The sequence below is a fragment of the Streptomyces sp. NPDC059866 genome (assembly GCF_042731325.1).
GTDB classification, from domain to species: Bacteria; Actinomycetota; Actinomycetes; order Streptomycetales; family Streptomycetaceae; genus Streptomyces; species Streptomyces flavusporus.
The window spans coordinates 164,154-188,646 of record NZ_JBHWJT010000022.1 but is presented as its reverse complement, the minus strand read 5'-3'; the positions used below and the strand labels follow the sequence as shown (position 1 = coordinate 188,646).

The following is a 24,493-nucleotide window of genomic DNA, read 5'->3' as shown; positions in this document are numbered from 1 at the left end:
GCGAGAAGTACGGCATCCCGTACACCACCGGCCCGCTGCTGCGCCAGTACGCCTCCACCTGGGCCCGCATCTGGCGCATGGCACTCCCGTAACACCCCCCGTACGAGCCGGTTCGCCGACGCGCGGGGCCGTGGCCCCCACCCGGGCCCGCGGCCTGTCGGTCCAGCGCCGGGCGGTCACCCGGGGCGCTCCGTCTCCGGTTGCGCCACCTCCTTCTGGTTCATCCGCTGCGGGACGGGGGTGGCGCGCTGCCTGGCGTGCGAAGGCCGGCAGGAGCCCGGGCGCGCGAGGGATGTCGGATTCGGTCATGGTGTGTCCACCTGCCTGCGGGATTCGGTGTCGCCGCCGAACGCGGGATCTCGTCCTCTCAGTCGTCCTCTCACCGTAAGTCGTACGCCGCCGCACCGGCTGCGCTCGCCGGCGGTGCCGGACTCGTTTCCTCTCAGTAAAATGCCTGCTCACGAGCACGTCCCGGGGCCTCGGAGCGGCGTAGAGTGAAAACACCGGGAGCACTTCGCACACCGGCCGCCACGTCGGTGTCGTTCCCGGCGAGCAACAACACCGGCCTCCAGGAGGAGGCCCGGGGACAGGTCCGCGTCATGACCGCGACCATCGAACCTACGATCATCAAAGAGCGCCTGCCTTCGGCGTCGGCCCGGCTGTCCCTGGCCCCGACCGGCTCGGTTCCAAGTCTCCTGGACGGTGCCTGGTGGCCCCGCTCCCGTGACCTCCTCCGGGAGATCCCCACTCTGACGGACGCGCTGGACGCGTGCTGGGGCCGGATCACCCACGTCACCGTGAACCCGGCCCACTGGCCCGTCATCCCGCGCAAGGTCCCCGTCACGGGGCACACGGTGCATGTCGGCTGGTTCGCCGACGAGCAGGACCCGAACAAAGTGATCCTCCTCTCCTACACGGTGGGCCGCCTGGACCTGCTGGTGATCCCGCCGGAGACGGAGCCGGCCGCCGCCGCCCGGCTGATGGCAGCAGCAACCGTTCCGGGAGGTATCCGCACGGCCAGCGGTCTGATGGCCGACGAGGCCATGAGCCACGACGCGGCGGAGGCTCGGAGCCGGGAAGAGGAATGGGAGACCGACGGCGGAGCCGCTTCGGCGGCCGGAGCCGCGATCGGGATCTTGAGTTCCGCCTTGGGGAGGTGAGGACATGGAGACAGCCGTCACCGTCGCCGTGATCATCTTCGTGATCATCGTGGGAATGTTCCTGATCCACCGGCTCAACGCGCCGCATGACGAAAGGATCGGGGCGTTCCGCTACAGCGATGCCCTTCCGGGAATCGGTCGGCGGAACCGTAAGAGCCCGCGTGCGACCGCGCCGAAGGGTCCTCCTGCCGACGCCACACGTCGTGAGCATCGAGAGGGGAGCCGCTGATGACGCAGACCTGCTTCCAGCCGGGGGTGGGTGTAGGGCGACGGCCGTCACACCCACCGACATGTCGCCCCTGATGCACGTCGTCCTGTATGAGCAAGGGGCACCATGAAGTCACCGGAACTGCCGTCGGCCGGGCACGCAGAGGTTCGTATTGTCGCCGCGGACCCGGAGGCGGCTCGCCATGTCGCGGAGATTCTCCGCCGTTGTTTCGCCGCCACCGAAGCGCGCAGCTACCCCGCAGGCGCTGACGGCGGAACACGCCTCCACCTCACCGTGGACACCACGCGCATGGCGGAGCCGGTGCGCTCCTGGCTGTTGACCAGCCAGTCCTCCCGGGACGATCACACACAGCCGGACGAAATCTGAGGAGATGACCGTCAGCGGGGGAAGGTGGATACCGCCCCGGACGTACGGGTTTCCGTCGGTGCCGGCACGAGAGGCAGGCGACCATGGCGACACTGCACGAGCGGCAGCACTACCGCGAGGCGATCATGAAGAGTCTGTACGAGGCCATCGAAGGCAATCGCCTCCTCGGCCTCACCGGGGCGCAGTTGCGCGAGGATCTCGCCATGCCCGAGGAGGACCTGGCCGCCGCCTGCACGTACCTGGCGGCCGAGGGGCTGATCCAGGTCGACTGGGCGCGAGGAAACACACCCGCGATGGTCACACTGCTGCACAAGGGGATCCAGCTCATGGAGACCGAGGAGAAGGACAGTGACTGACACGGCCCAGGCCGCCCGCAGGGCTCCGGCCGGTCACATGACGGCCATGTCCTCCCATATGACTGAAATGGCGTGCCGGGCCTACCCTGGTGAGTGGGTCGGCGCACGCTCACGTGCAATGACCCGGAAGGGCGGCCCCGGTGTGTATACGCCGGGGCCGTTGCGTCACCGGCACATGCCACAGGGAGAAGGTGTGATCCACTCGGCCGACCTCCATGAGTGACGCAACTGCGACGTTGTCGAACCGAAGGGCCGAGAGATGCGCCGTCTACGTGGACGGCGGACAGTGACTGGCCCGCCGCTGATGCCGGGAGGCTGACGTGGTGCTGTTTCTTCTGCTGCTCATCGTGGCGGTTGCGCTCGGCGTCATTGGGGCGCTCGGCAGGGACACGCTCTACCTGCTGATCATCGGGGTGATGGTGCTCATCGCCGACCTTGTCTTCCTCAGAACGCGGAGGGGGCGCAGCCGCAGGTAGGGCGGTCCGACCGGCCACCCGACCTGCCCTTCTGCGTGGGATACCACCGCTGCCTCCTGGCGCAATGCCCGACATCGCTCACATGCCATTTGCCTGAGCGAGGTCGGGCACTCGCCGTTAGCGTGAAGGAAGGGGGCACGACAGGCTGCCTGTTGCGTCGGAAAGTGGTGACCGAAGATGACGGATACCGGACTGCCGAACCAGCCCGAGACTCCTCGTGCGGGGTCATTGGGCGAGCGCGGCGGGAAGAGTGGGCGGGTGCCGCACGGAAGCGATCCGGGTCGCGCGGCCATACGACAATCGCCGACGGTGTGGTGGCGAAGATCGCCGGGATGGCCGCCCGCGATGTGCCGGGCGTCCATTCGATGGGCGGCGGGTTCGCCCGTGGCATGGGGGCGATGCGTGAACGTATGCCCGGTGCCGGCGGGAAGTCCGTCACCAGCGGGGTGAAGGTCGAGGTCGGCGAGGTACAGACCGCGGTCGACCTGGAGATCGTCGTCGAGTACGGCGTCTCCATCATCGAGGTCGCGGGCGACGTCAGAGAGAACGTGATCGCTGCCATCGAGCGGATGACCGGTCTGGAAGTTGTCGAGGTCAATATCGCGGTCGGCGATGTGCATTTGTTCGACGAGGAGGAGGAACAACCAGATCGGCGGCTCGAGTAATCGCTTGCCGGAGCCAAGGCGAGCAAGGAGCGCGCGATGAGTATGGCCGCGGTTGGCCTGTTCACCGGGATGGCTCTGGGTTTTGCCGGACACTTCGCCGGCTTCGGCGCGTCCTTGCTGGTGGCAGCACTGGGTGCCATCGGGTTCGTCGCCGGACGGTTCGCCGACGGTGACGGGGAACTGGGCGACCTCTTCCACGGCCGCGAGCACGGCAACCGGCGGCGGTGAGACCAGCCGCTCCTCGGAGGACGACCGCCGACGGAAGTGAGCCGACGTCCAGGAGCGGTCCGTTCGGCCTCTTCGGGGAGTAGCGTGAACTCATCGGGAGCACTTCGCACACCGGCTCCGATGCCGGTTTCGTTCCCGGTGAGCAACGACACCGGGCGGCTGCCCTCGCGCAGAGGTGCAGAGGTCCGGAGACGGGTTCGCGCGATGTCCGCGACCACCTCTCATCCCCCGCTACGGGCCGTTCCCTTCAGGGCCCCGACCGCGCGCCTCGCGCTGAAACCCGTGAGTCCTTCACCAGGGCACGCCGAACTGGACGGCGCCTGGTGGCCCCGTTCACGTGACCTGGCACACGAACTCTCCGCTCTGGCGGACGTACTGGATCCGCTGTGGGGACGGATCACCCATATCGCCGTCAACCCACGCCACTGGCCGATCCTCCCACGCAAGATCTTCGTCAACGGCCATGTGGTGAAGGTCGGTTGGTTCACGTCGGAGCAGGATCCGCAAAGAATCCTGCTGCTGTCCTATACGGCGGGCCGCTGGGACCTCCTGGTGATACCCCCGGAGACCGGCGCCCCCTCGGCCGCCCGGCTGATGGCCGCCGCGAGCGCGGACAACGGCCCGCCGATGACCGCGACCGCCCTCCTGACGGCGGAACAGGCCGGCGATACTTCCTCGTCGTACGAGGCCACCACCGGCCGGCCCGGCCGACTGGTGGCGGGGATGTGACGTTCGTCGTCGCCGAACCTGGCCGTGGGTGCCCTGATCATTCGCCGGGCAGTCCGTGGTGGGCCGGATCAGACGTGACCACTTGCCGCGGCCGCCATGAGCGGTTCCGCGGCCTCCTCGGTCGTATCCGGAGGCACGACCAGCAGGTCCCAGCGCCCCCGGCCGGGGGCGAGCAGGACGATGGTGTGCGGGGCGGATGCCGCCACGGTCCTGCGCAGTCGTACGACCTGGTTGAAGACGAGCATCCGGTCGGGCACTGCGGACCACGCCGCCCCGTTGACGGTGACGCTGGTGATGTGGCCCCACGCGCGCGGCAATCCAGCGAGCAGCCGGGGGAGTTCGGCGAGCAGGTCGTACGAACGGGGCCACCACGCTCCGTCGATGGGACGGGGGAGCCCGCCGTGGGGAGTCAGGCGCAGGCGGAGAAGAGGATGAGAGGGAGGAGGGGGTTGCAGCGCGGTGGTCATGAAAGCTCCTGTCAACTGCCGTGCGGCGGAGGAGGTGAGTGACCGGTGTCAGGCGCGGCGGGCGGCCACGCGGTCTGGAGTGGGCCAGCGCACGTCGTACACCCAGCCGAGGCGTTCCAGGAGGCGGATGACAGCGGCGGACGGGTCCAGCTGGCCGCGGTCGACGCCGTGGCGGGCGCTGGTGGGGTCGGCGTGGTGGAGGTTGTGCCAGCTCTCGCCGAACGAGAGCAGGGCCAGCGGCCACAGGTTGGTGGCCCGGTCGTGGCGCCGGGTGCGGAACGGGCGCTCACCGATCATGTGACAGAGGGAGTTCACGCTCCAGGTGACGTGGTGGAGCAGCGCGATGCGCACAAGTCCCGCCCACAGCAGGGCAGTTACGCCGTGCACCCACGTACCGCCGATGGCCCAGCCCACCGCGAACGGCAGGGCGAGCGTGAGGACGCACAGCGCCGGGAAGGCGCGGGCGACGGCACGGATATCGCGGTCGGCAAGGAGGTCGGGGGCGTACCGGTCGGCGGGTGTGCGGTCGTTGCGGAACAGCCAGCCGACGTGTGCGTGCAGCAGGCCGCGCAACTGGCCGCGCAGGTGCGTGCCGTAGCGGTACGGAGAGTGCGGATCACCGGGCCGGTCGGTGAAGGCGTGATGGCGGCGGTGGGTGGCGACCCAGCCGATGACGTCGCCCTGGAAGCTCATCGATCCGGCCATCGCCAGCGCGATGCGCACGGGACGGGCGGCCCGGTAGCCGCCGTGGGTGAGGCCGCGGTGGAAGCCGACCGTGACGCCGAGACCCGTGATCGTGTAGAGGACGAGCGCGAGGACGATGTCGGCGGGATGGATGAGACTCCCCCACAGCAGCCAGCCGGCGAGACCGATCGCCACGAACGGCAGGACGACGATCACCGCCGTCACCGTGACGTACAACCGCTCACCGCCGTCGCGCGCGGGCGCCGGGCCGTCCGGCGGGAAGGGGGCCGTCCCGTCGTAGCCCTGGGGCGGCGGGACGGGGTCCGACGGTGTGACCGTCGTGGACGTGGTCGGACTGAGTGGCATACGTGGCTCCTCGGCCTGGATGCGGATGGCACGGCCGGGGTCACGGGCTGCCCATGTGAGGGAAGTCGCGAGGACGGGGCCGGTTCGGACACCGGCATACGAAGAGCCCTCGCTTCCTCCACCGTACTCCCGCACGCTCCAAGACGATGCGGGCCGGATCGCGCGGCCACCGCGTTGACACGGACCGTCGCCGGACGTTGACTTGGCAGCACGGTGCAGGGCCATGCCACTCCCGAACACTCGGCGAAGCATTCCGCCTTCCCGCCTCGCCCAGACCCCGCGGGAACCCATCTACCGGACAACAGCGAGGCCGGCCATGACCGTTTCACAGGCCATCAGGAACAAGGCGCAGACGATGAAGGGCAGGATCACGGAAGAGCTCGGCCGGGTCACCCGCAACAGGCGACTGCAACGCCGGGGCAGGGCCGACCGGGTCTCCGGAAGCCTGAAACAGGCCGCCGAGAAGACCAAGGACGCCTTCAGGCGGAACGGAAGCGGCCCCCGATGATGTACGACCAGACGCGCGCCCAGCAGCCCGCGGGCCAAACTCCGGGTGCGGCCGGGCGCCGTAGCCCGGGCCCGGAGCCGCTGCTCCCGTCGGACGAACAGGGCAAGATCGTCCTGCGCCTCCGGCACGTCCTCAACACCTTCGCCGACACTCCGCGCGAGGCGCTGGAAGAGGCCGAGAGCGCCTACGACGAAGCCACCGCCCAGCTCGTGAACGCCCTCGCGGAACGGCGGCGTCTCCTGCGCTCCGGATGGCAGGACCGGGATCCCGGAACGCAGTCCGACGAACTCCGGCTCGCGCTGAGGCAGTACCGGGAGATCACCCAACGACTGCTCCACATCTAGGCGGCCGCATACTCCGCGCTGCGGCGGAGCGCGGAGTAGTGTGGACAGTACCGAGGGCATTTCGCACACCGGCTTCCACGCCGGGTCGTTCTCGGCGAAAGATGAAACCCGGGCCGCCGCAGAGGCGGCCCGGAGACGGGTCCGCATCATGTCGGCGACCTTGCACCCAACCCTGCCGCACCCCGAGCCCGTCGCAGCCCCGGCCGCGCGTCTCGCCCTGAAGACCGACGGCACCTCCCGCGGACTCCTGGACGGTGCCTGGTGGCCCCGCTCCCGGGATCTGCTGAGCGAACTGCCCGCACTCACCGACGTGTTGGACCCCTTGTGGGGCCGCATCACCCGCATCGCCGTAAACCCGAAGCACTGGCCGGTCATCCCCCGCAAGGTTCCCGTGGACGGCCACATCGTCAAGGTCGGCTGGTTCACCCCGGAGATCGACCCGCACAAGCTGCTGCTGCTCTCCTACGGCACCGGCCGCTGGGACCTGCTGGTCATCCCGCCCGAGACCGGGGCGGAGTCGGCGGCCCGGCTGATGGCTGCCGCGTCCAACTACGACGGCCCGCCACTGACCGCGAGCGCGCTCATCGCCGCGGACGAGGCCCGGCACGGCGTCTTGGCGGCCGACCAGTCACTGGACCCGGACGAGGCATGGGAGTACGAGGGCGGCGCCTCCGCGGTGTCCGCAGCCGTTCCCCAACAGACCGGTCCGCCCGACCGGGCCAGCCGACTGATCATCGGTATGTGAGGTGGCCGCCATGAACACCTTCCTGATGGCCGCCGCCTTCGTGGTCCTCATCGCAAGCGGCGGCATACGTGATCCACCGGCTCAACATCCAGCACGCCGACAGAATCGCCGTGCACCGGTACAGCGCCCCCCTGCCCGGCCGCCGCGGACGCGGCACGCCGCAGCCCCCGGTGGAACAGGACCGGTCCGAGTCGTCGACCGCCGGCGAACGACGGGACCACCGCGACGGGGGCCGCGGCCGCTTCCCGCCGCGCCGCCACCGCAGCCGTACCACTCACCACAGGTGACCAGCCGGTTCCCCCACCGGCCGCGCGCACGGACCGTCGACTCGGCCCGTACCGACGCGGGCGCCCGGGCGCATGCACCCGGGGCCGTGCACCGCGCGAGGAGCGGCCGGGACCCATGAACCGAGGCATCTGAACCGAGGCGTCATGACTCTTCCGCAGCTGAATATCTACCGGCACGACCGGGGCAGGCGGGCACTGATCACCCTGGCCGGTGAGATCGACCCGGCCACCGCGCCCCAGGTGCACGCCGCTCTAGAGCGATGCCTGCATGACGGCATCACCACCATCGACGTCGATCTGACCACCGTCGACCGCTGCGACAGCAGCGGCCTGCGCGTCTTCCTCGACGCGTCACGGCACGCCGCCGAGACCCACGCGTCCCTGCGGCTGCACCACCCGTCCCCGCAGACCGCACGGCTCCTCGCGGACACCGGCCCCGATCTTCTGCTCCTGTGACGGCTCCGGGAGAGATGTCGTGCACAGCGGTACGGAGAGCCATCTTCTCTGATCATGTGTGACATGCCGTTCTCTGGCGTAATGGGCTGTTCGGAGTGACCGGCCGCGTCACTCTGTGCGGGTTGATCGCGGTCGTGTCAGGAGCCCGTGTGTCGGTGCGGGCGCTGGACTCGCGGCACGAGGTGAGCATGGACACGGCGGCCGAAGCTTCGACGACGCCGATGGGGTGCGGTTGTGGCGGAAGGTGAGCGCCGACCCGACGAGGGCATGCTCGACCGGTCGGAAGGGTTCGGTGAGCGACTGCTGGGGGTGCTGCTGGACCGGGCACACGAGATGCCGCCGCAGCTGATCGCCCCGCTGATCGCGGAAGAGGTGGCCCGGGTCGGTGGCCGCGACGTCTCGATCCTGCTGCAGGACTACGGCCAGCTGGTGTTGGTGCCGCTGTCAGGTCGGCGGCTGATGGTCGGCGAGCCCGAGCCGATCGATGACTCTCCCGCCGGCACGGCCTTTCTGCACGCGACCACGGTGGAGGTGCCGAGGGCCGACGGCGTCCGGATGTACCTGCCGTTGCTGGACGGCAGCGACCAGGTGGGCGTGATGGCCCTCACCCTGGACACCGTCGATGACGACGACCGACGGCTGCTGCGCAGGCTCGCCGGTCTGGTCGCCGACATGCTGGTCACCAAGCACAGCTACACCGACCAGTTCTTCCGTGCCCGGCGCCGTGAACCGATGAGCGTGGCCGCGGAGATCCAGTGGTCCCTGCTGCCGCCGCTGGCGATGTCCGTCCCGCAGGTCGAGGTGGCCGGAATCCTGGAGCCCGCCTACGACGTCGCGGGCGACAGCTTCGACTACGCCCTCAACGAGGACATCCTGCACGTGGCCATAGTCGATGCGATGGGCCACGGCCTGGACGCCGCCACGATGGCGACCGTCGCCGTCGGGGCCTACCGGCACGCCAGACGTGCCGACATCGGCCTGTCCGAGATCTACGCGTTCATGGACCGGGCCATCGCCGAGCAGTTCGGGCCCGACCACTTCGTCACCGCCCAGATGATGCGTCTGAACATCGCGACGGGCTACCTGCAGTGGGTCAACGCGGGCCATCCCGCACCGCTGCTGATCCGTGACCACCGGGTCGTCCGGCAACTGGCAGGCCCGACCACCCTGCCCGTCGGCTTCGGCGGTGAAGAGCCCCGGATCAGCGGGCAGATGCTCCAACGCGGCGACCGAGTGCTGTGCTTCACCGACGGCCTGATCGAGGAGCACGAAGCCGGCGAAGAACAATTCGGCGAAGAGCAACTCATCCACTGGGTCAACCGCGTCGAACACACGGCGAAGGGAGTACGAGCGGTGGTGCGCTCGCTCTCCCACGCCCTGAAGCAGCAACGGGGCGGCCGCACCACCGACGACGCGACCCTCTTCCTGATCGAATGGCGCGGGGGCGCCGCCGACCACCTCGTGCTCCTGGAGTGAGCCGACAACTGCGCCGCCGAAGACAGGGCCGACGCCACAGGGACCCCCTGTCTGGCTGCGGCGATGCCGGGGATCTTCTCCGCCGCCCCGTCCGCGACGATCGTTTCGCCACGGAGCTCCGACTCAGTCGGCAGCATCGTGCCCAGGCGAGCGCGGGGCTCATCCGGACCGGGACGGCAGTGCACGGACCGCCCCACTCGGGCGGCTTGGGCGTTTCGCGTGCGAAGACCGTGCGGTGCCTCGGAGATGCGTGAGCCACCGCTTTTTTGCAGCCTCCATATCCTGGGATTGGGCTGCTTCGAACGGTCCGTCACACGACGCGAGCACTACGCTGCTGTGTAGACGTCCCAGACCCCGGCGACATGCTGTTGCTGAACACAGATGGCTGCGGGGTGCGGACTTTTCGTCTGTCACCCGGCGCATCCCTGGAGGGAACTGGGTGGGTCCTCTGTCCTGCTGCGCAGGCTGTCGGACCGGCCGTTGCTCTGCCTCCGCCGAAAACACGCCCCTGCCGGGAGCGCACCCAGGGGGCCGGAACGCCGGCCCACCGCGCCCGCTGCCGGCCGGCCTTCCGAACCGAGGCGTCATGCCCCTGCCACAGCTCACCGTCTACCGCCATGACCGAAGGACACGGACGCTGATCACCCTGGCCGGTGAGATCGACCTCGAATCCGCGCCGTTGGTGCGCCTGTCCCTGGAACGGTGCCTGCGAGACGGTATCCGCACCATCGACGTCGACCTCACCCCCGTCACCTTCTGCGACTGCAGCGGACTCAACGCATTCCTCCACGCCGCGCAGCAAACCACCGTGGTCGGCGGGACCCTGCGACTGCACCACCCGCCGACGATGTTGGCTCGGATTCTCGACCTCGCCGGCTGCGGGTCACTGCTGCTTGGCCTTCCGCTCGGCCCCCTGCCACCTCCTCCCGGCGATACCCCTGCCGCGTCCCGTCCAGCCCCTCCGCACCGGTCTGTCCCACTTGCACCTGCTCTCTCGGGAGATGTGCGATGAGGGCCGGACCAGGGCGGGGACAGTCACGGAAGCCGGGGGACGGCGAACCCTCAGCCATAGCTCAGGCGCGGTTGCGCCGGCTGAACCGCTGGCTGGTGGAGAGCCTGCGTGAGGATCTGGCTGATCTGTATGCGGAGTCCCGTGCAACGGCGCCGGGTGATGCGTACCGCCGTCCCGGTCGCCAGAACTTCCTGAACCGTCTCATCGTGGACATGCGCCGACCGGGATTTGCCATGGTGATCGCCGAGACGGACAGCCTGATGGGATGCGCCTTTGGATTCCCGGTCCGCGGCGACGGCTCCTGGTGGATCGGCTTCGAAGGAATACTGCCGCGCAGCGTCGGGCAACTCACCATGTCCGGCAACGTCTTCGCGTTCGCCGACATCCTGGTCCGGCCGCACCCGCAGGACTGGGAACTCGCCCGTCGTGTGCAGGAGCGGCTGCTGACCGACCATCAGGCGTCGCTCGGCGCCACCCTGGTGGACCGGGCCGATGGCCAGGCCCTCGCTGCGCTCCGCTCCTGGGGGTGGCTGGACATCGGAGAGCTTCGCAGGCCGACGGGCGCCACCACGTTCCGCGCGCTGGTGGTTCCCCTCGGGGAACGCACCACGGCGAGGCTGGAGGGCCTTGTCACGATGCCTGGAGGCGGTGGCCCGGGTGGGGCCTGACAGGCGGTCGGCCCGCATTCGGATGCTGGTGGCCGAGCAGGCGGTCCGACGAGGTGCCCGGGTGAGTGTGGTGGACGTATGCACCGCGGCCGTGGCCGCGCTGCCGGTCGGCGGAGCCGGACTGTCGGCGATGTCCCGGACCGCGGCGAGCCATCCGTTGTGCAGCACCGACGACATTAGCGAGCAACTGGAAGAGCTCCAGCTCACGCTGGGCGAGGGGCCCTGCGTGGACGCCTTTGTACGCGGCTCGACCGTCCTGGCACCCGATCTGCTCACCACCGAACTTCAGGATCGCTGGGCCGTGTTCGCCGATGCGGCCCTGGAAGCCGGAGCCCGCGCGGTGTTCTCACTCCCCCTGCAGAAGGGGGCGATCAGCCCGGGAGTTCTGGACGTGTACGCCAACATTCCGACCGTACTGGACACGGAGGAACTGGCCGACGCACTGGCGTTCGCCGATCTCGCGACACTGCTCCTGCTCGATACGAGGATCGACGAGGCGGGCGCGCCGACCGGCGGGCCGATGCCGGACCGCAGCGTCAAGGACCTGGGCGCGTACCGGGCGGAGATCGACCAGGCCAGCGGGGTGCTCACGGTTCAGCTCGGAGTCGGCATCGAAGAAGCCTTCGTCCGGCTCCGCGCCTACGCCTATGCGCAGGGACGCCGGCTCGCCGACGTGGCCGCCGACGTGGTGGCCCGACGGCTTCGTTTCTCCCCGGACGCGGAGCCGGATCAGGCCGAGGAGGAAACCTGACGCATCGGTCCCGGCCAAGGAATGTGCCGTACTTCCCGTCCCCTCGGGCAAGGGCTAGTCTCAATCAAGGGTGCCCACGATGGATCAACAGCTTCTGGCCAAGACCTTCGTCGAGCTGGCCGACAATCTGGTCGCCGACTTCGACCTCATCGATTTCCTGCGCCTGCTGACCGACCGCTGCGTCGGCATGCTCGACGTAAGCGCCGCCGGGGTACTGCTCGCCGACCGGGACGGCAAACTTCGCGTCATGGCCGCCTCCGACGAACAGGTGCGCCTGCTGGAGCTCTTCCAGCTGCAGAACGACGAGGGCCCCTGCCTCGAGTGCTTCCGCACCGGCGTACCGGTGATCGTCCCCGACCTCGGTACGGTGGCCGCCCGCTGGCCGCGCTTCGCGGTGGCGGCCCAGCGCAGCGGGTTCGGGGCGGTCCAGGCCCTGCCGATGCGTTTGCGGGACGAGGTCGTCGGCGCCCTGAACCTCTTCCGCATCACCCCCGGACCCTTCGACCCGGCCGCCGCACCCGTCGCCCAGGCCCTGGCCGACGTCGCCACCATCAGCCTGCTGCAACAACGCACCGCTCAGCGCAGCACGGTGCTCAACGAACAACTGCAGACGGCGCTGAACAGCCGGGTACTGATCGAACAGGCCAAGGGGAAACTCGCCGAACGCCAGGGCATCGACATGGAGCAGGCGTTCACCGCACTGCGCGGTTACGCCCGCTCCCACAACCGGCGCCTGGCCGATGTGGCCCGCGCCCTCATCGACGGCTCGGAACCCCTCGCCGGTCTGGGGTCCTGACCCACGCCCTTGCCGGGGTCCGCTCCGGCGCCGCCCGTGCCCCCGAGCGTCGTCACACTGCCCTCCTGCGATCGTGGGCCTCGGCCATCACTTGGTCGCGCAGGCGCGCACAGGTGCGGATGATCAGCCGGGAGACGTGCATCTGCGAGAGACCGAGCTGCAGGGCGATGCGGTTCTGCGTCATCTCGCAGAAGAACCGCATGTAGAGGATCTGTCGTTCGCGTTCTGGCAGGGCCCTCAGCAGCGGGCGGAGCGCTTCACGGTTGACGATCATGTCGAAGCCGGGCTGCGTGCCACCGAGCGTGTCGGTCAGTGGGTGGCTGTGCTCGGAGCGGCCGGGTACGGCGTCCAGGGACAGGGGGGTGAAGCTCCGCATCGCCTCTTGGCCCAGCCGCACCTCCGCCTCGGTGAGGCCGGTGTGCGCGGCGATGTCGTGGACGGAGGGTTCGCGGCCGTAGAGCGAAGCGCACTCACGGCCGGCGGAGCGGACCTGGGTACTCAACTCCTGTACGCGTCACGGTACGTGCACACCCCAGAGGTGGTCACGGAAGTGTCGTTTCACTTCGCCCAGGATCGTCGGTACGGCAAAGCTCGGGAAGGCGTTGCCAAGGCTCGGGTCGAAACGAGTCACCGCCTTGATCAGGCCGAGTTGGGCGACCTGCTCGAGGTCTTCGAAAGACTCGCCGCGATGACGGAAGCGCCGGGCGAGCCGTACGGCCATCGGCGCCCAGGCGCACACCACCTCCTGCCGCAGGGCGGTCCTCTCCGGGCCGTCCGGTAGGGCGGCGATACGGCGGAACGCGGCATCGGTGTCCGGGGCATCGTCGTAGGGGGATGCGCCTCGTGACCTCTGGGTACGTGCATCCGGCATGGGCGCGGGTCTCCTCATCGGTGGCGTCGCTCACCGTGGGAGCCGTCGGACCGCAGCGCACTGGGGAGCAGCGACAGCTGCTCCCACGGGCGTGCCTCCGGTCTGAAGCACATCGGACGAGTTCCCGGGCAGCCCGCTTTCAAACAGGGCGTCAGGAACGGACAAAGAACCGCACGACCGGTGTTTGAGATCCACGGGGCGGGCTACACACCACAGGCGTCCGACGGCCGTCCTGGACGAAGGCACCGGAGAGTTGAGTTCGCCGCTCCCGGTGCCCTCCGCCGGCCGCCCTGCGCCGTCATCTCGGGTCCGCCTCGTGGAGGCGCCTCAGTGCTCGGCGCAGCTCCCGTTGTATCGGTTCCGGGAGCGCCTCGTCCGTCGTCGTGGCGACCAGGGCGGCGGCCACGTCCCGGAGCTTGGTGTTGCAGTGCTGCGACACGTCCACCAGCAAGTCCCAGGCCCTGTCGCTGGAACACGGGGCCAGGGCCATCACCATGCCGCGTGCCTGGTCGATCGCCGCACGGCTCGCCAGCGCCCGGCCCAACTGCTCGTTCCTGGCGCGTAGTTCGACGACCTCGGCCAGCAGAGCCGCATCCCCCGCCGAAGGCACAGCCGTCAACAGCCGCTGTTCCTCACGGGGCGGGGTCACCTGGTGCATGGTCCGTACCTCACAGGGCAGTCATCCCGTCCACAGGTCGTCAGCGGCGCGCCAGTTGCCGTTCGCCGGCCGCACCAGGCTTGTAGGGCAGTCTCCGTAGTGCTTGAAGACCGCTTCCTCCTGCTCGGCGGGCAGCACGTCGTCGGTGCCGATCGAAGGGGCCTGCTTCACCAGCGTTCTGACATAGCCCACCCTGAGATAGCCCGGCCCGACGATCGCGTCCTCGAGAGGGACGAAGACCAGACGGTGCCGGGTGGGCAGTCCGGTCCGTACCGTGGCCATGGCCGGCTCATCGGTGGTGGTGTCCACATAGACCGCCTCCAGGACACCGATCTTGTGCGACTCGGTGTCGACGACATCGCGGTTGCGCCATTCTCGGACGTCGGCTGCGTGAATCATGACCTCTCCCTACTTGGACGACCCGCCTGGCGGTTGTGGGTCGCACCCCTGGTTCTCCACGTGAAATCGCCGCAGCGCACGACGCCGCGCACGCTGCATCCGCTCCGGGAGCGGCTTGCCCTCCCCGGCGGCGACCAGGTCCGCGGCCGCCTCCGGAAGTTCGGCGTCACACTGCCCAGCATGTCGTGGGCCAGGTCGATGACCGCACGGCCGGCCGGCGCCTGCCGCAGCTGGTCGTTCTCTGCGCGCAGTGCGGCGACATCCCGTCCCACAGGTGCGTTCCCCCACGTGGCCTCGGCCCGCAGATCCCACTCCTCTTGGATCACGCTTGTGCGCTGCACGGCATACACCTCTCAACGATCAGAACGCGTCCGGCCGGGCTGAAGCCGTCCCCGGAACCTACGGCTCCCAGGCCACTCCACGGATCACTTGCGGTGTTCGCGGTCCCGACGGTCCTCGCGCCGCCAACGCGCCCGGTGCTGACGGCTGTAGCGGCGGTCCCAGCGGTCCTGACGATCCCGGCGCGCCTGGTAGTCCCGATAGTTCCCGAGATCGGAACCGTCGCCACGGATCCAGCCTCCCCCGCGTTCGCGGCCGTGCCGGGTGGCGCCGAAGACCAACACGGCCGCAGCCACCCACCAGATGGGGCTGATGAAGCCGAGGCCGAACAAGACCACGATGAGGATGAGGAGCAGCACGAACACGGTGGGCCTCCCCGGGAGCGGGACACAGCATCGATACCGGGGACTGGGGCCTCACCCCACAGCGTAGTCCTGCCCAACGGTTGCGGATACCGTGCGACGTCAGCGCGTCCTGTGCGGCATGAATGGCTGCTTGGCACCTGTCGGGGAACTGCGGCGAGGGCTAGCGTGCGACATGCCGCCCCTGCCCCCGGCAGCGTCGCACCGCCGGCACGCTTCCCAGAGGGCGCACCCTGCGCATCGGTGCCGGAACCCGCCACGTCACGAGCGAGGCCGTTCCCGTACGCGCCCATCGTCACGCGATCCCGGTCGCACCCCGATGCGCCCCGGACAGGTACCGATCTGCTGCCCGCCGTGTCGCACGCATCCCAGACCAGGCGGTACACATGTACGCGCTGATCCTTCCCGCTTCAACTCCCTTCGTCCTGCTAGCCACCGTGATGGCCCTGTCCTGGTGGGAGGATCACATCCTGCCGGCGCCGCCGGCCGAGCCCGGCCGAAGCCCCCGCCGAGGGGTCGTTCAGGAACTCGGCGAGCGCCTCAAGCGGCACGGCTCCCTGACGGAACAGCCGCTGTCGCCCGCGGTCCGAGAGCGCTACGTGACGCAATGGGCCATCATCCAGGAGCAGTTCGTCGCATCACCGCAGCAGGCCGTCACCGAGGCAGACGCGCTGCTGGCGCGCCTGGCAAGAGGCCGCGGCTTCCCCGACGGCGAGCAGTTCGAGGACCAGATCGCCGCCCTCTCCGTCCGCCACGCCCACTACGTCCAGGGCTACCGCAGCATGCACGCGGCGGCCCGCGGTCAGAGCAGCACCGAGGAAATACGGGAGGCCATGGTCGAAGCCCAAAGCCTCTTCGAGGCCCTGGTCACCGAACAGCCGGCCGCTCTGTCCAGGCCCACCCGCCGTCCCCCGACGGCCAAGGCCACGCGCTGTCGGCGCTGACCCGACGCCACGCGGAGGGAAACGGCCCGTGATGACGTACGGTCCCGCAACATGTGCCTCATGCCGTTACCGCGCAGACCACACGACCCCTCACTGGCGGTGGTTTCCAGGGGTCGTTGCAACACGTGGTCGATTGATCAGGCCGCGAGCAGTTTATGCAGGCGCTCGGCTGGGGTTTCCCAGTCGAGCGTTTTGCGTGGGCGGCTGTTGAGTTCGGCGGCGACGGCGGCCAGCTGGTCGAGTCCGTGGACGGAGAGGTCGGTGCCCTTGGGGAAGTACTGCCGTAGCAGGCCGTTGGTGTTTTCGTTCGAGCCGCGCTGCCATGGGCTGGCCGGGTCGCAGAAGTAGACCGGGATGTCGGTGGCGACGGTGAAAGCGTGGTGTGCGGCCATCTCGGAGCCCTGATCCCAGGTCAGGGACTTGGTCAGGTGCCGTGGCAGGGTCCGGATGGTCGTCTGCAGGGCCGTGCTGACGTCTTCGGCGCCACGTCCGCCTGGCAGGTGGACGAGCAGGACGTAGCGGGTGGCCCGCTCCACCAGGGTGCCGATGGCGGAGGCGCCGTCCTTGCCGATGATCAGGTCGCCTTCCCAGTGGCCGGGAACGGCGCGGTCGTCTGCTTCGGCGGGCCGTTCGCTGATCATGACCATCGGGTGGGCGAAGCGCGGCTGCCGGGCAGCGGCCTGGCGGTGCGGCTTGCGCCGGGCCCGTCCCGTGCGCAGGGCCCCGGCCAGCTCCCGGCGCAGTGGCCACATCGTGTCACCACCCTCGACACGGTCCTGTACGACGTACTCGCGCACCTTCTACAGACCGGCATACTCCATTGGCCCGGAGACCACCGAGAGTTGGAAGTTCTGGACACGTGGCGAAGCCGCCTGCCCACCGCATCCACGAAACAGAAGCCCGTTCTCACCCTGGACGGCAGGCGCATCATCACAGCTTCCGTACGAGAGTCAAGACCCGGCGGTCACGTTACGCTGGGCGATTTCACCACAGCCGTGCGCCAGGGTCAGTGCACCCACGACAACGTGCGCGAGGTACTACAACTCGCTCTCCACCATGCGCAGGTGAGAGGCTCCATTGCCTCTTTCCTGTCCACCACCATCAGGTCGCTGATCATCGACGAGATCTACGACGCGAATGATTTGGACCTTGAGCTCATCCGCCTCGCCGTTGACGGCAACCTCGACATCACCCTGGTCGGGGACCCGTGGCAGGCCCTCTACGGCTTCCGCGGTGCACGCCCCAAACAGGTGTCACAGCTCGTCACGCGACACGGCTTCACTCAAAGGAACCTCCACAGCTCGTTCCGATGGTCCACCAGCGCCCAGCAATCGCTCGCACAGCGGTTGCGTCGCGGCGAAAGGGCGATTCTTCCCATGGGCAGCGTTCAAGATGCCGACGTAGTCCTCGCTCGCCAGTGGAAGACGCTCTGGAACACACACGCCCACGTCCTGCCCCTCGCCATCAAGCCGCTGACAGGACAGTTCCAGGAAGCCGCCTGCACACTGCTCCTCAACGAAATCACCGAGAGCGCGCTCGGCATGCAGGCCGTCTTCCTCAGCGACGCTCTGATCACCTTGGGCATCGCAGACCGCGAAGCTCTGGCCCGGCTGCGTCCGCACCTCGAATCCACCGTGGAATCACTGGCCGGCACAAATAGTGTGCGGAGCATTTGGGACGACTTCGTCGACATACTGATCACGGAACTGCCTGTCGAACCTTCGAATAAGCATGCGCGAACCCCACTCACCGGCTTGCAGAACCTCCGAGCGAGATCCCAGGTCGCGCGCGACCAACTGGTCCCCGGCCTGACTTGTCACCAGGCCAAGGGCAAAGAGCGGGGCACCGTGGGTGTCAGGCTGGAAGAGAACGATGCGGCAGCGCTGTACAACGGCCTCGTCCTCGAAGACGAGGAGCATCGTTCCCTGTACGTCGCCCTTACCCGGGCACGACGCCGCACCGTCGCTCTCTGACCCACCCAGACTCCTGCGGGACGTGCACGCACCGCCGGTGCCTGCGGCGCCCTTGCCGGGCACCGGGCAAGTGTGATCGGCGGTCGGCGCCACAGGCGCCGACGGCACTCGCAAGTCCGTACGCCCAAGAACGGCGATTGCGATCCCTCGTATCACCCCAAGGCGACCGCCACGCCGCCATTCGGGCTCGCTACAACCGCGAGCGGCCCTCGCTCATCCCTGAGCCCCGGGGTGCAGAACCTCTCTCAGGGTTCCGCCCATCAACTCGATCAAGACCAAGATCCGGACCATAGACGGGCCAACACCCCACCCATAGCGAGCCCGACCTTCGTTTTCCCTGGTCACGACGCCATGCATGGTGTACCACCAGCAGACGAAGAAACTGCTGGGCGGTGGATCGTCACCAAAGTCGTCAGTGACGCCGGTCAGGCAGACGTCTGACCGGCCTCACGCTGCAGCCGGATGAGCAGGGCCATGAAGTCCAGCTCACCCAAGCCGGTCGATATGCACGCCTGAAGCAGCTGCTGCACGACGCCGGTGACGGGCAGCGGAACCCCGCCGGCTGCCGCCGACTCAAGGGCCAGGTCCAAGTCCTTGCGCATGAGCCGCGAGCTGAACGTCGATGTGTAGTCGTCCGCCAGGAGAGGCCCGATCTTGTACTTGACCAACGGCGACGCCACCGCCGAGGCTCCGACGACCTCCAGAAGCTTGTCCCGTCGTACGTCGTGAGCCTCGGCCAAGGCGACGCACTCGGCGAGAAGCTCGGCCGTCCCGGCGACCATGAGGTTGAGAGCCAGCTTGATGATGCGGGCAGCGTCCCCCTCGCCGACGTTGAACACATGGGGACCGATGTCGCGAAGGAGACCTTCGACGGACGTGAAGACGGCCTCCTCGCCCGAAGCGAGGATCGTGAGGTTCCCGGCACGTACGACACCCGGGTTTCCGCTCACCGGAGCGCGCAGGTACCGTACGCCGCCGACGGCGGCCGCGGCGGCCACGTGACCGGAGACCTCGGCCGAGACGGTGCTCATGTCGATGAGCGTCTTCCCCCTGCCGGCTGCGGCGTGCACGAGCCCGCCGTGGGGTGCGAGCGCGACATCGGCAAAGGCGTGGGAGTCGGCGACCATCGTGATACAGACATCCGACCGGGCCCACCCCTCGGAGGGCGCGTCCAGCTCGAACGCGCCCCTGGCAACCAAGCCGTCCGCCTTGCCCTTCGACCGATTCCAGACGCTGACCTTGTGGCCCGCGCTGATGAGTCGTTCGGCAATGGCGGATCCCATCTGACCGAGACCCAGCACGGATACGTCCACGTTCATCTCCTGGGTATGAGGTGCGCGACATGCGCACAGGGTTGTTGATCGCACCCGGGCCACGATGCGAGGTGATGCGCATGGCCCGGCCCGGGCGCCTCGGCGGCCTCCCGCTACATCGACGCAGCGAGCTGCCAGTCGAACGCTAGCTGCGCATGGGAATTGAGATCGCAGAGGCTGCCGAACTTCCCACCGAAGTACACAAGGGGGTCCGAGTCTGCGGAGTAGCCGCAGCTGACCACCTCGCCGATGAATATCGTGTGGTCTCCCCCGGCGATCTCTTCCTTCACGTTGCAGGCGAAGTGAGCGACTGAGCCGTCAACCACGGGGAGAGCGTGGTCGGTTCGCAGCCCGACGCCGGCGAACTTGTCGTCACACCGGCTCGCGAACTGAAGCGCGTGCCGTTCCTGGCCCCGGGAAAGGACGCTGACGGCGAAGACTCCGGAGCCGGAGATCGCGTCCCTGGTGGCAAGCGTGTTTCCGACGCACACCAGCAGCATGAGCGGATCCAGTGAAACGGACGCCACAGCGCTGGCCGTCATCCCTGCCGGTCCGTTCGGAGTCCTGGTGGTCACGATCGTGACGCCGGTCGTGAACCGCGCCATTGCTCCGCGATAAATAGCACTCATTTCCTGCGCGGTCGATGCACCCATGATGCCCTCCGTTGCCTGTAACGAGATGGCTTGAGCGTTCCTGTCATCAGGTGCCCTGAGTGTGACTGACGACGTGTTTACCGACGCGAAATCGGTCAGGCCTATCGGCGCAACTGCATGACGAGCCGGCGGACCTCGTCGGACGGCGGCACGCCAAGGTCCCGCATCCGCGCGACGTACCGCTGGTAGAGCGCCAGCACGGCATCATCGCTGCCGCTGGCATGCGCCAGTCTGATGGCGAGCTGCCATGCCTGCTCGCGGTACGGATCTTCGCGGAGCACGCGGTCGACCAGTTCCTTCGCCTCGCGGTATCGGTTCATTCGATAGGCGAGCCTGGCTGCGTCGACTCGGGCCGCCAAGAAGGTCTCGGACAGAACGACGCGGCGCTCGGCGACCCACTCACCTGAAACCGTCGCAAGGTAGGGCCCCCTCTCAGCGCTGCTGAGGGCGCGCGACAGCGTCTGGAGACGGATCTCTCCGTCCTGTCTTCCAGCCTGGGCTACGAGGTCGACCGCCTGTTGCGCCGAACCCATGGCCAACGCGGGGCCGACCAGTTGAAAGACGTCACCGTCCTGCGCCGGGCCCAGGCCGTCGGGCAGTACCTCGCGAAGCCGGTAGAGCGCCTGCCGCAGATAGCTGCGGCCGGCAGCATCGTTGCGGCCACCGAAGAGCGCCCCGAGAAGCTCTTCGCGTGTAGCCCTGCGGTCGGGTGTCCAGAGCAAATAGCTGAGGAGCTCGACACTCTTCGTCAGCCGAGGCTGGGTCAGGTTTCCGTCGACCATGAGGGCCGGCTCGCCGAACTCCTCGAGGACGAGTCGGGGCGTACTCACGTGCACGCGCACGGGATGCTGGCCGGAGAGGACGGCGAGGATCTCGTGCCAGGGCGACATACGACTGGACTTGGTGTCCGCAGCTCTCGCCGCAACCGACGGCACGTCGGCAAGGGCCGTCAGCAGCAGGTGCTGTGTTCCATGTGTCGAGGCGGAGACCATCGCGAGGTCGGCCGTGGCGTCGGACTCGTCCTCGAGTCCGAGGCGCCACTGCGCCTCGGCCAGGTACACGGCGGCCGTCGGGAGATCGAGATGGCGGTCTCCCTTCTGCATGCTGCGGAGGCATTCCGCGAGGTAGTCGTGCGCCTCGGCATCCCTGTTCTGCAGAAGCATCGACAGACCCGACCACATCTGCCACGTCTCCCGTGTGAGGGTGTATGCCGAGGATCCGTTGGCGGCCGCCTCCGCCAGCACGCCGTCGGCACGTTGTGTGTCACCCTCGAGGCGCAGCCACAGCTTGGCCTCGACGAGCAGGCTCATGTTCTTGTACACCTGCGAGCCGGTTGCCGAGATGAGCTCTCTGCCTCGCTGGATGGAGGCGCAGGCCTCGTCTCCCCGGCCGAGGTCGAGCATGAGATCGACGGCGTCGACGGCATGCAGCCAGACCGGCTGCGATGAACCACGGCGAGGCTCGAACATCGCCATCGCGGCGTCGAGTCGCCCGGTGGCGCGCAGTGCGGCGACGGCCCAAGGGCCGCCGAGTATCGTGCGCCACGGATCGAACGATCCCGGGTCGTCGAGTCCCTCAAGGCGACCGCGCAGGAAGGCGAGCCGCATCAGCAGACCGTCGAGCGGGCCGGACGGCGTGGTCGAGTACTCGGGGAAGGGCGGCGGCTCCTCGCCGGTGGCCAGTGCGATCAGCGTGAACGCGATGTGCCGGTTCCGGCCCGGGGGCAGCTGATCGGCGATGGATCGCGCCTCCTCGATGCGCCCATGGTGCCAAAGGCACCAACAGGCCAGGACGTGGGCCTCCTCGAAGTCGGGGGTCTCCGGCTTGGGAAGCCAGTCATATCCATGGCGATCGACGAGTTCCACTCCGCGGTCACATTGCTCGAGTGCGAACGCGACGCGCAGGATGACCGATCCGATCTCCGGGGGCGGAGTCCCGGCCAACGCCCCCAGTGCATCGAGCCAGCGTGCCGCCGGCGCGAAGTCCATCCGGGCGACAAGGCTGGGGAGGGCTACGGCAGCCAGCCGCCCGGCCGCCTCCAGGTCCCCGAGCAGGAGCAACTCGTCGATGGCTTCCTCGTGCTCGCCGCGCGCGATCAGGAGCTCGGCGTGCCTGCGACGCACGGCGCCGATCGTCTTGGCGTCCTCCCGGCCCAGAGCCTCGAGCAGGAAGTCGCGGAACACCGGGTGCGGCGCCATACGCGAACCGTCCGAGGACCACGTCACGGGGAGGTGCCGGGCGCGGAGGTCCGCCATGACCTGCGCCGCGTTCTCCTGGCCCAGGGCCCGGGCGCCGCCCACCGACACCTCTTCCAGCAGACTGGTGTGCAGGAGGAACGTTCTCTCCGTCAGGGAAAGCGAGTTGAAGACGTTCGCTGCGACATAGGACCGCAGCAGGTCGGGATCCATCGTGGGAGAGCTTGTATGGCACCAGCCCTCGAACAGGACGCCCGTGACCCAGCCCCCCGTCGCCGCAACCGCCTGAACCGGACTCACATCGACGCGGCCGACGGTTCGCAGGGCTGCGGCGGCTTCCTGGGCGTCGAAAGAGAGATCGCTCTCGACCAGCTCACCCACCCGGTCGCGCTCGCTCGTCGAGCCCGTGTCCAGACTGACGTCGACGCGCGAGATCAGTACGAGGTTGACGCCGGGCGGCAGGTAGCGGGCGAAAAACGACAGCACGGCGATGCAGGTCTCGTCGGGAGCGATTCGTTCCACGTTGTCGCACACGAGAATGAGCCGACTCCCCTGAAGGGTTTCCGCCAGCAGTCCGGCTGCCTCGCCGATGTGGATACTGCTGCTCAGGGCGTCGGACGCTACATCGGCTGCGCAGGGGACGGCGCCTTCGACGGCCGCCTCGAGGTACACGAGCAGGCGGCCCGCCGCCTGCTCCGTACCGTCGAGTGACAGCCAGGCAACGGGCCTGTCGAGGTCGCGGACGGCCAGAGCCACTGCCGTGGTCTTGCCGGCTCCGGCCGTCGCGAAGACGTTCACCACGGTGTGACGGTCGAGCAACTCTCTCAGCCGTTGACTGAGCCTTTCGCGAACGACGATGTCCTTCGCCGGCTCCGGCATGGCCAGTTTTCGCCTGATGATTGCGCGATGCTGTCGACCCGGCGCCTTTGAGCCGCTTGGCCGATCGGGAGCGGAGTCACCCATCGATCGTCGCGCCTCCGTGATCCTCAGTGCTCTTCCGGGAGCTTACGCCAGTCGTCCGGGAAGAAGAACCCGTCCGACGTGGGAGGAATCGGCGACTGAACTTCGATCCAACGGGCCGGTTCGTCACGTTCGTTGACGAACCCATGTGTGCCGTTGGTGCCCGCCCACACCAGGTCGCCTGTCTCGACGACCTCGTCGTTGCCGTCGAGGGTCCCTCGCATTCCGCCGGAGGTGAAGTAATAGATCTCCTCGAACGGGTGGTAGTGGACCTTGGCCGCCTGGCCCGGACCGGACTTCGGCGCGATCTCGCACACGAAGACGGTGTGATGCTGTGCTCCCAGGAGCTGGTCGACCATCATCCTGAGGCTGATGTTCTTGACGTTGGGACCGTGGTAGCCGGGCATCGACAGCTGCGCGTACGGGGCCATGTCCGAGTCCTCGAAGTGCCCGACGAAGCGATGCCGGGGATCCGTCTCCGACGGGCGACCGAGGTTCTCACCCGGAGTGGGCTTGGCGGCGATGCTGCTACGGGCTCCGTCGAACGTCGGCGGCTTCGGTGCGCGTACTCCGAGCCACGTAAGTCCCTCGTCACCGGCGGTCAGCACATGGGCGACGCCGACAGGCGCCACACCGTAGTCGCCGGAGCCGAGTTCGTAGCGCAGCCCGGCAAAGGCGGCTTCGCCGGTTCCGCCCGTGATGAACCACGACTCCTCGAACGGGCAGCGGGTCCAGCCCGTCGTCGCCCCGGGAGCCAGCTCGTACAGGCTCACCTCCAGGTGCGAAGCACCCTGCTCATGCCCGACCAGGAGCGCCTGCCGAAGACCCGGCACGCCGTCGACGTCGAAGAACTTCCGATCCGCCGCACGTGCAATGTAGTAAGCCATGTCAACCCCTCCGTCCAACGCGAAGATGCCCTGGCTGGCATTCCTCGCCCAGTTGCTGCTGATCCTCATCGGGCCTTTGCCCGAGAGAACGCTGAGGCCGGCGGTGGGCGGGCGGCCCCCGCCGCCGCCCGCCCGGCCCCCGCGGGGGGGCAGCGGGCCCCCGTGCCCGC

At 68.5% G+C, this 24,493-nt stretch carries 27 protein-coding genes and 3 pseudogenes; 19 read left to right on the top strand and 11 right to left on the bottom strand.

From position 1 onward, the window contains the following. Window positions 1–599 precede the first annotated feature (599 nt). The 8 genes from ACFV7R_RS31265 to ACFV7R_RS31230 all read left to right on the top strand — a co-directional run bounded on the left by ACFV7R_RS31265 (window position 600) and on the right by ACFV7R_RS31230 (window position 4,209). Complete coding sequence (locus ACFV7R_RS31265) at window positions 600–1,160, top strand: DUF5994 family protein (RefSeq protein WP_385269445.1); 561 nt, start codon at window positions 600–602, stop codon at window positions 1,158–1,160. Window positions 1,161–1,164: 4 nt separating this feature from the next. Next, the gene (locus tag ACFV7R_RS31260) at window positions 1,165–1,389 is read left to right on the top strand and encodes a hypothetical protein (RefSeq protein ID WP_385269434.1); all 225 of its coding nucleotides are present in this window, start codon (window positions 1,165–1,167) and stop codon (window positions 1,387–1,389) included. A 105-nt stretch (window positions 1,390–1,494) separates the two neighbouring features. Next, the gene (locus tag ACFV7R_RS31255) at window positions 1,495–1,755 is read left to right on the top strand and encodes a hypothetical protein (RefSeq protein WP_149826434.1); all 261 of its coding nucleotides are present in this window, start codon (window positions 1,495–1,497) and stop codon (window positions 1,753–1,755) included. Between the two features lie 83 nt (window positions 1,756–1,838). Next, window positions 1,839–2,111, top strand: coding sequence for a hypothetical protein (locus ACFV7R_RS31250; RefSeq protein WP_385269432.1), 273 nt, complete (start codon window positions 1,839–1,841; stop codon window positions 2,109–2,111). A gap of 320 nt (window positions 2,112–2,431) precedes the next feature. Then, on the top strand, window positions 2,432–2,587 hold the full coding sequence (locus tag ACFV7R_RS31245; protein WP_385269430.1) for a hypothetical protein: 156 nt from the start codon (window positions 2,432–2,434) through the stop codon (window positions 2,585–2,587). A gap of 311 nt (window positions 2,588–2,898) precedes the next feature. Continuing rightward, window positions 2,899–3,252 carry an Asp23/Gls24 family envelope stress response protein gene (locus ACFV7R_RS31240; RefSeq protein WP_385269428.1) on the top strand — a complete coding sequence of 118 codons (354 nt, stop codon included), beginning with the start codon at window positions 2,899–2,901 and terminating at the stop codon, window positions 3,250–3,252. Between the two features lie 36 nt (window positions 3,253–3,288). Further along, the gene (locus ACFV7R_RS31235; RefSeq protein WP_385269426.1) at window positions 3,289–3,480 is read left to right on the top strand and encodes a hypothetical protein; all 192 of its coding nucleotides are present in this window, start codon (window positions 3,289–3,291) and stop codon (window positions 3,478–3,480) included. Window positions 3,481–3,762: 282 nt separating this feature from the next. Continuing rightward, complete coding sequence (locus tag ACFV7R_RS31230; protein WP_385269424.1) at window positions 3,763–4,209, top strand: DUF5994 family protein; 447 nt, start codon at window positions 3,763–3,765, stop codon at window positions 4,207–4,209. A gap of 68 nt (window positions 4,210–4,277) precedes the next feature. Here the strand turns inward: ACFV7R_RS31230 and ACFV7R_RS31225 are convergent, their stop codons facing one another. Both ACFV7R_RS31225 and ACFV7R_RS31220 read right to left on the bottom strand, forming a co-directional pair. Next, window positions 4,278–4,676: a DUF5994 family protein gene (locus tag ACFV7R_RS31225; protein WP_385269422.1), complete on the bottom strand. Its 399-nt coding sequence runs from the start codon at window positions 4,674–4,676 to the stop codon at window positions 4,278–4,280. 48 nt (window positions 4,677–4,724) lie between these two features. Further along, window positions 4,725–5,726, bottom strand: a complete 1,002-nt coding sequence (locus ACFV7R_RS31220) for an acyl-CoA desaturase (protein WP_385269420.1) — start codon at window positions 5,724–5,726, stop codon at window positions 4,725–4,727. 316 nt (window positions 5,727–6,042) lie between these two features. Between ACFV7R_RS31220 and ACFV7R_RS31215 the strand changes: the two genes are divergently transcribed. The 9 genes from ACFV7R_RS31215 (at window position 6,043) to ACFV7R_RS31175 (ending at window position 12,769) form a co-directional block, all read left to right on the top strand. Then, entirely contained in the window at window positions 6,043–6,234 is a 192-nt protein-coding gene (locus tag ACFV7R_RS31215; RefSeq protein ID WP_385269418.1) for a CsbD family protein, read from the top strand. Next, window positions 6,231–6,578, top strand: coding sequence for a hypothetical protein (locus ACFV7R_RS31210; protein ID WP_385269416.1), 348 nt, complete (start codon window positions 6,231–6,233; stop codon window positions 6,576–6,578). The genes ACFV7R_RS31215 and ACFV7R_RS31210 overlap by 4 nt, the downstream gene beginning before the upstream one ends. Before the next feature lie 40 nt (window positions 6,579–6,618). Then, window positions 6,619–7,323, top strand: a complete 705-nt coding sequence (locus ACFV7R_RS31205) for a DUF5994 family protein (RefSeq protein ID WP_385269414.1) — start codon at window positions 6,619–6,621, stop codon at window positions 7,321–7,323. A 431-nt stretch (window positions 7,324–7,754) separates the two neighbouring features. Next, window positions 7,755–8,066: an STAS domain-containing protein gene (locus ACFV7R_RS31200; RefSeq protein WP_385269412.1), complete on the top strand. Its 312-nt coding sequence runs from the start codon at window positions 7,755–7,757 to the stop codon at window positions 8,064–8,066. A 234-nt stretch (window positions 8,067–8,300) separates the two neighbouring features. Then, entirely contained in the window at window positions 8,301–9,542 is a 1,242-nt protein-coding gene (locus tag ACFV7R_RS31195; protein WP_385269410.1) for a PP2C family protein-serine/threonine phosphatase, read from the top strand. Between the two features lie 586 nt (window positions 9,543–10,128). After that, complete coding sequence (locus ACFV7R_RS31190) at window positions 10,129–10,554, top strand: STAS domain-containing protein (RefSeq protein ID WP_385269408.1); 426 nt, start codon at window positions 10,129–10,131, stop codon at window positions 10,552–10,554. 212 nt (window positions 10,555–10,766) lie between these two features. Beyond that, window positions 10,767–11,222, top strand: coding sequence for a hypothetical protein (locus ACFV7R_RS31185; protein WP_385269406.1), 456 nt, complete (start codon window positions 10,767–10,769; stop codon window positions 11,220–11,222). Window positions 11,223–11,283: 61 nt separating this feature from the next. After that, window positions 11,284–11,973, top strand: coding sequence for an ANTAR domain-containing protein (locus tag ACFV7R_RS31180; RefSeq protein ID WP_385269404.1), 690 nt, complete (start codon window positions 11,284–11,286; stop codon window positions 11,971–11,973). A 79-nt stretch (window positions 11,974–12,052) separates the two neighbouring features. Beyond that, window positions 12,053–12,769 carry a GAF and ANTAR domain-containing protein gene (locus tag ACFV7R_RS31175; RefSeq protein WP_385269403.1) on the top strand — a complete coding sequence of 239 codons (717 nt, stop codon included), beginning with the start codon at window positions 12,053–12,055 and terminating at the stop codon, window positions 12,767–12,769. A 52-nt stretch (window positions 12,770–12,821) separates the two neighbouring features. Here the strand turns inward: ACFV7R_RS31175 and ACFV7R_RS31170 are convergent. From ACFV7R_RS31170 to ACFV7R_RS31155, 4 genes and pseudogenes are all read right to left on the bottom strand, one after another. After that, window positions 12,822–13,658 (bottom strand): annotated as a pseudogene (locus ACFV7R_RS31170) (SigB/SigF/SigG family RNA polymerase sigma factor). Window positions 13,659–13,938: 280 nt separating this feature from the next. Next, entirely contained in the window at window positions 13,939–14,298 is a 360-nt protein-coding gene (locus ACFV7R_RS31165; protein ID WP_385269401.1) for an ANTAR domain-containing protein, read from the bottom strand. Window positions 14,299–14,338: 40 nt separating this feature from the next. After that, window positions 14,339–14,697: pseudogene (locus ACFV7R_RS31160) on the bottom strand (PRC-barrel domain-containing protein). A 425-nt stretch (window positions 14,698–15,122) separates the two neighbouring features. Continuing rightward, on the bottom strand, window positions 15,123–15,401 hold the full coding sequence (locus ACFV7R_RS31155) for a hypothetical protein (protein WP_385269399.1): 279 nt from the start codon (window positions 15,399–15,401) through the stop codon (window positions 15,123–15,125). A 383-nt stretch (window positions 15,402–15,784) separates the two neighbouring features. Here ACFV7R_RS31155 and ACFV7R_RS31150 point away from each other — a divergent pair, with 383 nt between their 5' ends. Continuing rightward, window positions 15,785–16,342, top strand: coding sequence for a hypothetical protein (locus ACFV7R_RS31150; RefSeq protein ID WP_385269397.1), 558 nt, complete (start codon window positions 15,785–15,787; stop codon window positions 16,340–16,342). A gap of 137 nt (window positions 16,343–16,479) precedes the next feature. On the opposite strand, the pseudogene ACFV7R_RS31145 reads toward ACFV7R_RS31150, so the two are convergent. Continuing rightward, window positions 16,480–17,085 (bottom strand): annotated as a pseudogene (locus tag ACFV7R_RS31145) (IS30 family transposase); the annotation flags it as partial. A 99-nt stretch (window positions 17,086–17,184) separates the two neighbouring features. Between ACFV7R_RS31145 and ACFV7R_RS31140 the strand changes: the two are divergent. Beyond that, window positions 17,185–18,315, top strand: coding sequence for a UvrD-helicase domain-containing protein (locus ACFV7R_RS31140; protein ID WP_385269395.1), 1,131 nt, complete (start codon window positions 17,185–17,187; stop codon window positions 18,313–18,315). A gap of 425 nt (window positions 18,316–18,740) precedes the next feature. On the opposite strand, the gene ACFV7R_RS31135 is transcribed toward ACFV7R_RS31140, so the two are convergent. From ACFV7R_RS31135 to ACFV7R_RS31120, 4 genes are all read right to left on the bottom strand, one after another. Continuing rightward, complete coding sequence (locus tag ACFV7R_RS31135; protein WP_385269393.1) at window positions 18,741–19,628, bottom strand: NAD(P)-dependent oxidoreductase; 888 nt, start codon at window positions 19,626–19,628, stop codon at window positions 18,741–18,743. A 113-nt stretch (window positions 19,629–19,741) separates the two neighbouring features. Next, window positions 19,742–20,281 (bottom strand): flavin reductase family protein, encoded by a 540-nt coding sequence (locus ACFV7R_RS31130; protein WP_385269391.1) that lies wholly within the window; start codon window positions 20,279–20,281, stop codon window positions 19,742–19,744. Window positions 20,282–20,382: 101 nt separating this feature from the next. After that, on the bottom strand, window positions 20,383–23,439 hold the full coding sequence (locus tag ACFV7R_RS31125; RefSeq protein ID WP_385269389.1) for a BTAD domain-containing putative transcriptional regulator: 3,057 nt from the start codon (window positions 23,437–23,439) through the stop codon (window positions 20,383–20,385). A gap of 23 nt (window positions 23,440–23,462) precedes the next feature. Next, window positions 23,463–24,323, bottom strand: a complete 861-nt coding sequence (locus ACFV7R_RS31120) for a cupin domain-containing protein (protein ID WP_385269387.1) — start codon at window positions 24,321–24,323, stop codon at window positions 23,463–23,465. Between the last annotated feature and the right edge of the window lie 170 nt (window positions 24,324–24,493).

What these genes read in the sequence shown, in the direction of transcription:
- ACFV7R_RS31265 (WP_385269445.1), top strand. Translation starts at nt 600, where the DNA reads ATGACCGCGACCATCGAACCTACGATCATCAAAGAGCGCCTGCCTTCG.
- ACFV7R_RS31260 (WP_385269434.1), top strand. Translation starts at nt 1,165, where the DNA reads ATGGAGACAGCCGTCACCGTCGCCGTGATCATCTTCGTGATCATCGTG.
- ACFV7R_RS31255 (WP_149826434.1), top strand. Translation starts at nt 1,495, where the DNA reads ATGAAGTCACCGGAACTGCCGTCGGCCGGGCACGCAGAGGTTCGTATT.
- ACFV7R_RS31250 (WP_385269432.1), top strand. Translation starts at nt 1,839, where the DNA reads ATGGCGACACTGCACGAGCGGCAGCACTACCGCGAGGCGATCATGAAG.
- ACFV7R_RS31235 (WP_385269426.1), top strand. Translation starts at nt 3,289, where the DNA reads ATGAGTATGGCCGCGGTTGGCCTGTTCACCGGGATGGCTCTGGGTTTT.
- ACFV7R_RS31225 (WP_385269422.1), bottom strand. Translation starts at nt 4,676, where the DNA reads ATGACCACCGCGCTGCAACCCCCTCCTCCCTCTCATCCTCTTCTCCGC.
- ACFV7R_RS31220 (WP_385269420.1), bottom strand. Translation starts at nt 5,726, where the DNA reads ATGCCACTCAGTCCGACCACGTCCACGACGGTCACACCGTCGGACCCC.
- ACFV7R_RS31215 (WP_385269418.1), top strand. Translation starts at nt 6,043, where the DNA reads ATGACCGTTTCACAGGCCATCAGGAACAAGGCGCAGACGATGAAGGGC.
- ACFV7R_RS31210 (WP_385269416.1), top strand. Translation starts at nt 6,231, where the DNA reads ATGATGTACGACCAGACGCGCGCCCAGCAGCCCGCGGGCCAAACTCCG.
- ACFV7R_RS31200 (WP_385269412.1), top strand. Translation starts at nt 7,755, where the DNA reads ATGACTCTTCCGCAGCTGAATATCTACCGGCACGACCGGGGCAGGCGG.
- ACFV7R_RS31190 (WP_385269408.1), top strand. Translation starts at nt 10,129, where the DNA reads ATGCCCCTGCCACAGCTCACCGTCTACCGCCATGACCGAAGGACACGG.
- ACFV7R_RS31185 (WP_385269406.1), top strand. Translation starts at nt 10,767, where the DNA reads ATGCGCCGACCGGGATTTGCCATGGTGATCGCCGAGACGGACAGCCTG.
- ACFV7R_RS31175 (WP_385269403.1), top strand. Translation starts at nt 12,053, where the DNA reads ATGGATCAACAGCTTCTGGCCAAGACCTTCGTCGAGCTGGCCGACAAT.
- ACFV7R_RS31165 (WP_385269401.1), bottom strand. Translation starts at nt 14,298, where the DNA reads ATGCACCAGGTGACCCCGCCCCGTGAGGAACAGCGGCTGTTGACGGCT.
- ACFV7R_RS31150 (WP_385269397.1), top strand. Translation starts at nt 15,785, where the DNA reads ATGTACGCGCTGATCCTTCCCGCTTCAACTCCCTTCGTCCTGCTAGCC.
- ACFV7R_RS31130 (WP_385269391.1), bottom strand. Translation starts at nt 20,281, where the DNA reads ATGGGTGCATCGACCGCGCAGGAAATGAGTGCTATTTATCGCGGAGCA.
- ACFV7R_RS31125 (WP_385269389.1), bottom strand. Translation starts at nt 23,439, where the DNA reads ATGGGTGACTCCGCTCCCGATCGGCCAAGCGGCTCAAAGGCGCCGGGT.
- ACFV7R_RS31120 (WP_385269387.1), bottom strand. Translation starts at nt 24,323, where the DNA reads ATGGCTTACTACATTGCACGTGCGGCGGATCGGAAGTTCTTCGACGTC.